4 protein-coding genes are annotated in these 4,133 nt (G+C 65.2%); 1 reads left to right on the plus strand and 3 read right to left on the minus strand.

Annotated elements, in window-relative coordinates:
• The 3 genes from AC1DYX_RS28615 to AC1DYX_RS28625 all read right to left on the minus strand — a co-directional run.
• The coding region (locus tag AC1DYX_RS28615; RefSeq protein WP_477265219.1) for a tyrosine recombinase XerC at positions 1-908 on the minus strand (908 nt) is incomplete at its 3' end.
• A 1-nt stretch (position 909) separates the two neighbouring features.
• Positions 910-1,602, minus strand: a complete 693-nt coding sequence (locus AC1DYX_RS28620) for a DUF484 family protein (RefSeq protein ID WP_477265221.1) — start codon at positions 1,600-1,602, stop codon at positions 910-912.
• 179 nt (positions 1,603-1,781) lie between these two features.
• Positions 1,782-2,855 (minus strand): porin, encoded by a 1,074-nt coding sequence (locus tag AC1DYX_RS28625; protein WP_477265223.1) that lies wholly within the window; start codon positions 2,853-2,855, stop codon positions 1,782-1,784.
• Between the two features lie 465 nt (positions 2,856-3,320).
• Between AC1DYX_RS28625 and AC1DYX_RS28630 the strand changes: the two genes are divergently transcribed.
• Positions 3,321-4,133: tetratricopeptide repeat protein (locus AC1DYX_RS28630; RefSeq protein ID WP_477265225.1), on the plus strand; the 813-nt coding region annotated here is incomplete at its 3' end.

Consider the following 4,133-nt stretch of genomic DNA (forward strand, 5'->3'; position numbering starts at 1 on the left):
GCGGCCAGGTGCTGGAAGTCGAGCGATGTATAGATCTGCGTGGACGTGATGCTGGCATGGCCCAGCAGTTCCTGCACGGCGCGCAGGTCGCCCGAGGATTGCAGCAGGTGCGAGGCGAACGAATGGCGCAGCACGTGCGGGTGCACATGGACCGGCATGCCCGCCTTTTGCGCATGGGCCTTGAGGCGGTTCTGCACGACGCGCGGACTGATGCGCGTCGCCCGCGTCGACAGGAACAGCGCGGCGCTGCCGTCGCGCGCGGGCGGGCGCACGGTCAGCCAGGCTTCCAGCGCCGCGCGCGCCGGAGCGCCGACCGGCACGCGGCGCATCTTGTTGCCCTTGCCGGTGACGACCACTTCCTGCGCGTCCAGTTCCAGCCAGCCGAGCGAGGCCGGCATGCCATCGCGCGCCGCGACGTGGTGGACGTCGAGCCCGGCCAGCTCGGACACCCGCAGGCCGCTCGAATACAACAGCTCGAACATGGCGCGGTCGCACAGTTCGGCCGGTTCCGGATGGCCGGGTGTCTGTTTTTCCATGAGCTGCACGGCATCGTCGACGGCGAGCGCCTTCGGCAGCTGCCTGGCGCGGCGCGGCGCGCGCACGCCGTCGACCGGGTTGGTGGCCAGGGGTAACTGATGCGACAGCCAGTCGAAGAAGCCGCGCCAGCCGGACAGCTTGCGCGCGATCGACGCGGCGCTCTGGCCTTCGGCGTGCAACCTGGCGGCGAAGCGGCGGATGTCGAAATGGGTCAGCGTGGGCCAGTCGGCCTGGTTGCCCAGTCCGGCGAGCCGGGCCAGTTCGGCCAGGTCGCGGCCGTAGGCGGCGACCGTGTGGGAAGAGAGCTGACGCTGGGTGGTCAGTTCCGCCAGATAGCGGCCGGTCCAGTCGGTGGCAGCCGGGGTGTCCATGTCAGCCGAGCAATGGAGCGAGTGCGGTGCTGGCCGTCTCGCCGATGTGGACGAGGAAGTCGGTCGCCATCGCCGCAGTGAAGCGGTCCGGATCGGGCGAACCGAGCACGAGCAGGCCGAAGGCGCTGCCGCCGGCACGCAGCGGCAGCAACACGGTCGAGCGGACCTTGTCCGCCTCTGCCAGCCCGGCGCCGGCCAGCTCGGCGCCTGCCAGCCAGCCGGCCGCCTCGAATTCCTTGTTCGGGCCGCAATAGGGCGCGCGCAGGCTGCTGGCGAACAGGCGCACGTCGTCGGACACGCCGCGCGCATACCAGGCGTCGGCATGTTCGGGTGCCAGCTTCCACAGGCGCAGCGTGGCCTGCGGCACGATGAAATGCTTGACGAGGCCGTCAGCCACGGCTGCCGGGATGTCGTCGGGGACGCGGGTGCGCAGCAATTGCTGGGTCCAGCCGTGGAAACGGTTGGCGATGGCCGCGTTTTCCTCGGCATGGCGCGCCAGTTTGGACAGGCGCAGTTCCAGGGCGCGATATTTGTCGCGCATGACTTCCATCTGGCGCTCCTGCAGCGATACTGTGCGGCCCGTGAGCGGGCTCGACAGTTTTACTTCACCCAGCAGGGCAGCGTGTTCGACGAAGAATTGCGGGTGATCGAGCAGGAACTGCGCGACGGCGGCGGAATCCAGTGATGCGGTCATGTGCGGCTTGCAGGATGGGTAGATCGTCCATTTTAACCGACCGCAACGGGCCGGCGTAGCTTTCCGGCCAGCACTGTACCGTTGCAGCATCACGACAGGCGCGTACAAACAGCAAGGGCGGACCCGGTTGCCCGGGCCCGCCCTTGCGGTGGCGGCGGGGTTGCCCCCGCGCCGTCGGCTTAGAACGAGTGGTTCAGGCCGATGTCGTACATGGTCTTGTTGACCGCGCCGCTGACAAAGCCGAGGTTGTCGTAAGAGAAGATGTTCGTCTTGCGCGACGCGTCGACGTACAGGTAGGTACGCTTCGACAGGCTGTACTCATAGCCCAGCGAGTACTGGCGGGTGATCAGGTCGTGCAGGCGGGTGGTTTCTTCCTGCTTCTTCAGACCGAAGCCAGCCAGCATCTTGCCCGGGCCCATGGCGTAGGTCAGGCCGAATTCCGCGCCCTTGACGGTCGGACGGAAGGTGTTGGTGTGCTCCTGGTTCTGATGGCTGTAGGTACCCATCAGTTTCAGTTCCGGGGTCAGCGAGAACGAACCTCCCAGCGACCAGACCTTCGATTCGACGGCGTTGCGCTCGTAAGCCAGCATCGCAGCGGCCGGACCGTTGTTGTAGGTACCAGCGATCGAGAACGGGTTGGCCGAAGCTTGCGAACCCACCGGGTAGGTCGCGCCGGTGCCGATGCCCTTCACGGTGCCGCCGGTGGCTTCTTTGGTAGCCCACGAAGCGTTCACCTGGAAGCCGTTGTTGACCGGCGAGTTATAGAAGACCGCGTTCGAGATGCGGTTGCTGTTCGGGCCGCTGCCGCCCGTGTCCAGCGGAGCCGAGGTGAAGCCGGCGACCGAGATGTCGGTGTAGAAACCGGCTGCGGTCGGCAGACCGTGCCACGGTTCGAACGAACCGACGATTTCCTGGAACGGGGTCAGGCCACGGCCCAGACGAACCATACCGAAGTCGCCCTGCAGGCCGACGCGGCTCTGGCCCTGGAACAGCGGACGGCCGTTGTTCTCGGTCGTGCCGGTGTCCGGCTCGTAACGCATTTCCAGTTGGAACAGTGCTTTCAGGCCGTTGCCCAGATCTTCGGTGCCTTTGAAGCCCAGGGTGTTGGCGGCGCGTTTGCCGATAGCCAGGGTCTGGTCGGAGGTCTTGTTCAGGCCGACGTCCAGGTTACCGTAGATTTGTACGGCGGTTTGCGCTTGCGCCACACCGGCGAATGCGCCCAGCAGGGCGGCTGCCACGAGGGTTTTCTTCATCTATTTTTATCCTAAAAAGGTAAATCGGAGGAATCCAGAGAGCATTGAGTTTTTGTTAGTTGCTGAACACTCGGACGTGTGCACCTTAAATTCTAAATGCGTCAAGATTGTCGGATTTGTTAATTATGACTGTTGCACTTGGTCGAAAGCCAATAATTCCAATCGTGCTGTTGTATTTTCGAAACGACCGCGCCAAGGTCGAGCGTAGAGCTTAAGTTTCGTTTAAGTTTCAAATCGTCATCATCTTATCTCCGTACCATGGCAGGGTTTGTGCGGGCTCAAAGGCCTTTGGAATCGCAGTCGAATCGCGCCCACGCGGCTTTAGACTCTGGCCCATCCGACGGCATTGCTATCGCAATGCGTGCCATATGAGCTCATCGGTAGCGCATCCTGCGCGATATTGCGCGCTTCTGCGCGTATTTATCTGCGCACATTTCTTAGGCGTCTTAACAGCAAGAAGAGAAGATGGCAAATCGTGAAGAACTGGCGGTCATCCGCGGCGCACGGGCCGGACGCGCGGAATCGCAACTGGCCCTGGGCCGGCTCTACCTGTTCGGCAGCGCGGGTCTGCCGAAGAGCCTGCCCACGGCCCTCCATTGGCTCGACCGTGCGGCACAGCAAGGTTGCTCTGAGGCGTGGCAATTGATCGGTAACCATATTCCGGTCGATCTTGCGCGTGACAGTCCGCAACCGGTCACCGGCTGGTACGAGCGGGCGTATGACAACGGTCTCGTGCGTGCCGGACTCGTCTATGCGCAACTGGTGCTGGGCACGGCGCTCGACGGCGAATGTCCGCCGGCCCAGCGCACCAAGGCGCTGCGGGCGCTGGAAGACGCGGCCGGGGCCGGATTCCCCGAAGCGCAATGGCTGCTTGCGCGCGAACACGGCGCCGCGCCGCCCGAGTCGGACGAGCCGGTGGCGCGCGTGTCCACGGCCAGCCCGGCGGGACAGCGTTGGCTGCGCCAGGCGGCCGACAGCGGCGTCGGTGCCGCCCAGCTCGCCCTGCTGGAGCAGGACTGGAGCGCAGGCCGCTGGTCTGCCTGGCTGGAGCGCGCGTTGCCGCTGGCGCGCGGCCTGGCCGGTTCCGACGCCGCCCAGGACCGCACGGCCGCCCGGCTGGCCCCGGACGAGGTGTTATTGCTGTCGCGCTGCGCCCGGCTGGTCGAGGAAAACGACGTGCCGCACGACGTCGCTCCGGACGAATTGCTCAAATTTTGGGAAATCGCCGCCGCCGAACAGGACCGCCATGCCCAGTTTGCGCTCGGCCTGTGGTGTGCC

Source organism: Massilia sp. P2_C2 (assembly GCF_056404615.1).

Excerpts from the sequence above, each read along its gene's own strand:
- AC1DYX_RS28620 (WP_477265221.1), bottom strand. The coding sequence starts at position 1,602 with ATGACCGCATCACTGGATTCCGCCGCCGTCGCGCAGTTCCTGCTCGAT.
- AC1DYX_RS28625 (WP_477265223.1), bottom strand. The coding sequence starts at position 2,855 with ATGAAGAAAACCCTCGTGGCAGCCGCCCTGCTGGGCGCATTCGCCGGT.